We start from the raw sequence: 4,413 nt of genomic DNA, 5'->3' as shown, positions 1-4,413 counted from the left end.
TGCCCACGGGCCGGGCGGCCCTCTCTTTGCGCCCTCAAACCGAAGTTGCAGGCTGCAGTTACCGCATTGCTCGCACCAGATTTATGTCGGCTTGTGGACGCCGGTTTCACCCCGGCGCCGACAAGCAATGATTGGGCGCTGAGCTGGATTCGCCGCACGCGCGACGGTGGAGAGTGGCGAGACAACGTCGACGCGTCGCTCAGCGAGGCCAGCGAGTCGTACGCGATCGACGTCTACGCCGACGGCAGCTATGCGGCGGTCAAGCGGACGATCACGGTGAGTTCGCCGTCCTGCGTCTATGCCAGCACTGATCAGGTCAGCGACTTCGGCGCCAACCAGGCGACGCTGTATCTCAAGCTCTACCAGATCTCGGCCACCGTTGGCCGGGGATATCCGCTCACCACGTCCATCACGAGGTAGACCGTGGCCAGCAGCACCACGAATCTCGACCTGATCGCGCAATCGCAGTCGTCCAAGGAAGTGACGGCCAACGCGCTGTTCGACGCCGGTAGCCCGGCGATGCTGTTCGGGCGGCGCGCCAGCTTGTGCTCCGGCCTCAACTGGTTCTACTACGGCGGCGTGATGCTGGTTGATGGCGTGCTGACCACGATCAGCAACAACGCGGCGGCGCTGACGCTGAGTGCGTCCACTACGAATTACATCGAGGCGACGCGCGCGGGGGTGGTGTCGAAGAATACCGTGGGATTCACCGGCGGATCGATTCCGCTCTACACCGTCGTCACCGGGGCGTCGTCGGTGACGAGCTACACGGACAACCGGGCCTGGGTGGCGCCGGCCTATCTGCCGAGCAATGGTAGCGTCGCCGTGACGACGGCGGATGTGGATCTGACTGCGCCGGCCAATGCCGACAAGGCGCGATGTTCGTACCTGAAGACGACCGGCGCGTTGACCGGGAATCGAAACGTCATCGTGCCGAACAGTTGGCAAGCCGTCGTGTTCTGTAACAACAGCGGCGCGTTCACCACGACGTTCAAGACGGCAGCGGGAAGCGGCGTCGTGGTGGCGCAGGGGAAGCGGGCTGTGCTAGTCACCGACGGAGTCAACGTCGTTCGCATTACTCCGGATACTTGATCGGGGCAACTGCAGGGTTATTCATTTCGGGAGACGCGGTCATGCAAGAAGCGCAAATCGAGCGAGCCAAGATCGTGCCGCTGCCGCAGGAAGAATTTGAAGCGATCCTGGAGCGGGCGGCCGAGCGCGGGGCTCGCCATGCGCTATCGGAAGTCGGCCTCGACGGCCCGGAGGCGGCGGGGGACATCAGCGAGATGCGCAGTCTGCTTGACGTCTTTGACACAGGTGCGTCTTGTCGCCGTGCGGTGCCCGTGAGCACCGTTATCGTTTCGCCAGGTTTCACCGCGGCGCGGGCGGCCGGCATCCTCAGGGCCGCCGCAAGATCCCAGCGTATGCTACCCGCCAATATCGTTGTGCCACGATTCTGTTCGCGCACACATCCCGTACTTCACCCTTGAAATAGAGGTCGATCTCGAAAGCAGTGCCGGGTAGCGCTATCACCCCCGGCGCATCCCGCCCGATGTACGCGCATCCCGAACCCCTGAGCGGTGGATAGTCATCCCACGTCGAGTAGGTGTCCCTGCGGTGGCCGTAGCGCAGCAGTTGGCCGCCCGGAAGCCGTTGAACCGCATCCTCTCGCCACTTGGTCGGATGCATTCGTCCGCCGACCAGACGATGCTCCTGGAGCCGGCCATTGAGTCTGAACGTGCCGCGGACGTACTGCCGGTACTCGCAACAACGGCACCGGCACCCCCCGTAGTCACCCTCACCACCTTCCGAATCGGCGAAGGTCAGACGCATCTCGAACTTCTGTCCCGCCCACACCATACCGCCCTTGCGCGCACGCATATGATTGCCGATCGGATCAGCCGGCAGTTGAATCAGTTCGGGGCAGCACTTGATCAGCCACCGCCGCTTCGACGGTCCCGGGCGCGGGCCCTTTTTCTTCTCCTGGTCAGGCATCAAACCATCTCCTTGCTTGTTGCGGCGAGAGCGTCTTCCTGCTACTCATCCTCCAGTGGTCCACTGTGCAGATAGCCGTCGGTTTCATCGGGCAGGCTGGATAGAGGAGGAGCGGGGAGCGGACAGCAAGAGGTCAGGGTGATTTCCTTGTGGTAAATGTCCTCGCTGAAATTTCCACCGGTCACGCTCCAGTTGCCATTGGTATAGGTCACCTCGACGCCGGTCAGGCCGTATTGCAGGTCGAAAAGGCAGTCCATCACGCAGCAGCCGTTCTCCTGGCGGATGTGTTTTTCCGCAATGCCATGATTCAGGAAGGTGCCTCTGCTGTTGTCATAGGTCACTTCACCCGCACACGTTCTCAGTTCGGCCCCAGTGCAGATCGCTTCGATCTTGCCGCTGAAGCTGCAGTTTGGTCCGAAGGCGTCGTGGAACTGAATGAAGAACTCGTCAGACCCGCGTTGGCGTGTTTCCTTCGCGAGGACCAGATAAGAACTGGTGAGCGGGTCGACGATCTTGCCGAGCTTGCCCGGTGCGGCCTTGCGTCGCATGAAGGCATGAATGGTCTCGACTTGCCCCATGTATCCGACATCCACGGTTGCGAAAAACACGGCATCGGCGAGCCGTGAAAGAATGCGGCGCGCGAACTCCTCTGCCTGGTCAGCGGACACGGCGATTTTGCGCAAACCCGTAGGTCGCCAATGGGCATCCTGATGCAACACCGTAATGCTGTCCGCGAATTTCACGGCGAGCTCAACCTTTGGCGCTTTCCTCCGGATCTTCGTGACGTCGACCACGACGAACCTAAACCCCTGAACGCCTGTCGCTTCGACAAACTTCCGAAAATGGCGTTCGACTATTCGTTGCGCTCTGGCTGTTCCTCTCGACATAGCTCCTCCTGATGCGGCCGGCGGCAATCTTGCGCCCTGGCGCTCGACCAGCCAGAGCTGCTTGCCGATAACGAATCGCTTCACACGCCGCCGGCCTACCATCGGCCCGCGACCCATCAACGGGCAAACTCCGATGGCAGGAGCGGCGGATGCCCCTGCCCGGGAGCAGCCCCATTGGCGTGCCCGGCACCTGCGTTTGGCGGCGGAGCAAATCCGTAGAAATCTGGCGGCAAAAATGCTGGTCGGCTGCATGGTGATAAGCACCATGGTCAAGCATATCGCCCCTTCACCGCATCAATGGTTCGCTGCGCCAGACTGCACAACGTCGCCAAACTTCTAAGGAAGGTGGCCACCACCAGCATCTGTCGCAGCGGTGCGGAAAACGGCCGCTCCGTGCGCTCGCCGGAACGCCCGGACGTGTGATTGATTGCGGGTACAGTGAATGGTTCCAACGCCCCTGGCCCGCAACAGGCTCGCCGACTACACAGAGCCATCAGCCATCTTCAGAGGCTTTATGCGCCTCGACCGCCCCCCGCTACGTCCTCGGCATCCTCCGTGCAGCCGGCAGGGCACTGCGCTCTCGGCCATCGTCGTGATGCTGATGACGCCCACCGCGCTCGACGCGCGAGTGGGCGGTGGGACTGATCGGCACCGTGGTCACGGGAATCAGTGGAGGCATGGGGTCCTGCAAAAAGGCGCGCACGGCGATGGCTACGAGCGTGAGAGGATCTTCGTCGGCGCCGCCGCGATGGGTCCTGACGAACTTGTCCAGCCCAACGGCAGGATCGACGCAACCTGGTTGCGCTGGATCACCGAAATCTGAACACACCTGAACACACGCGATCTGGCTCAACTCCTTAGCCGCAACACCCCTGACAATACCGGCGATCGGCTGTGCCGATCCACGACCAGAGGTGCTTTCGCATGCCCCCCTTAACGCAGGGCGGGGATGGCAGCGCACGAGCACAGAATCGAGGCCTGGTGACGACCGGCGGGATCCGGCTGGGGCACCTAGGCGCCTCGGCTCTGAACGCAGCTACGGAGCCAGTTAGCCACGGTTGCGGCACACGCCACAGACTGCGCCACCCACCGGCTCGCCCAATTTGACTGTCGGACTCTTTTACACCTCCCCAGATGCCCGACTCCCACCAAAGGCCGAGCCTCAAGGGGCTATCGGTACTATCAGTGATGCCCGAGGAGACGTTCAAGATGTCGAAGTATTTTACACTTGGCCCACGATATCGACAGTCACGCGTATCCGATGATTGCTAACCCGATGAATTGAAACCATATATATATCAAAGGCATGTATTTTGCTCCGCTTTCTGACACGGCCAAAGTGACCGGAGCGAGGTCGATTGGTCAGATCCTTCTTGAATCCGAGGGTGGGTGGATCATGGATTCATTGCCCCCTGTGTCAGACTAGTTGTCGCCTCGATAGGATCTGAAACCGGGGGCAATGACGAGGTGAGGAAATGGCAAGATACGGACAAGTGATGAAGGATCGGGTGGTAGCGAAGCTGCTACCACC

General features: G+C 61.4%; 5 protein-coding genes. 4 read left to right on the top strand and 1 reads right to left on the bottom strand.

All coding sequences use genetic code 11. From position 1 onward, the window contains the following. The 3 genes from Q1L50_RS06580 to Q1L50_RS06570 all read left to right on the top strand — a co-directional run. Positions 1 to 420 (top strand): hypothetical protein (locus tag Q1L50_RS06580; protein WP_300336913.1); only part of this gene is annotated, 420 nt, incomplete at its 5' end. Between the two features lie 3 nt (positions 421 to 423). Continuing rightward, entirely contained in the window at positions 424 to 1,092 is a 669-nt protein-coding gene (locus Q1L50_RS06575; RefSeq protein ID WP_300336912.1) for a hypothetical protein, read from the top strand. 41 nt (positions 1,093 to 1,133) lie between these two features. Further along, positions 1,134 to 1,490, top strand: a complete 357-nt coding sequence (locus tag Q1L50_RS06570; RefSeq protein WP_300336910.1) for a DUF6127 family protein — start codon at positions 1,134 to 1,136, stop codon at positions 1,488 to 1,490. 546 nt (positions 1,491 to 2,036) lie between these two features. Here the strand turns inward: Q1L50_RS06570 and Q1L50_RS06565 are convergent. After that, positions 2,037 to 3,155: a hypothetical protein gene (locus Q1L50_RS06565; protein WP_300336908.1), complete on the bottom strand. Its 1,119-nt coding sequence runs from the start codon at positions 3,153 to 3,155 to the stop codon at positions 2,037 to 2,039. A gap of 322 nt (positions 3,156 to 3,477) precedes the next feature. On the opposite strand from Q1L50_RS06565, the gene Q1L50_RS06560 reads away from it, so the two are divergent. After that, positions 3,478 to 3,705 carry a hypothetical protein gene (locus tag Q1L50_RS06560; RefSeq protein ID WP_300336906.1) on the top strand — a complete coding sequence of 76 codons (228 nt, stop codon included), beginning with the start codon at positions 3,478 to 3,480 and terminating at the stop codon, positions 3,703 to 3,705. Positions 3,706 to 4,413 lie beyond the last annotated feature (708 nt).

Origin of the sequence: Accumulibacter sp. (genome assembly GCF_029255145.1) — a bacterium.
In the GTDB taxonomy this organism is placed as follows: Bacteria; Pseudomonadota; Gammaproteobacteria; order Burkholderiales; family Rhodocyclaceae; genus Accumulibacter.
This window is presented reverse-complemented; position numbering and strand designations above follow the sequence as displayed.

What these genes read in the sequence shown, in the direction of transcription:
- Q1L50_RS06560 (WP_300336906.1), top strand. Translation starts at nt 3,478, where the DNA reads ATGCTGATGACGCCCACCGCGCTCGACGCGCGAGTGGGCGGTGGGACT.
- Q1L50_RS06570 (WP_300336910.1), top strand. Translation starts at nt 1,134, where the DNA reads ATGCAAGAAGCGCAAATCGAGCGAGCCAAGATCGTGCCGCTGCCGCAG.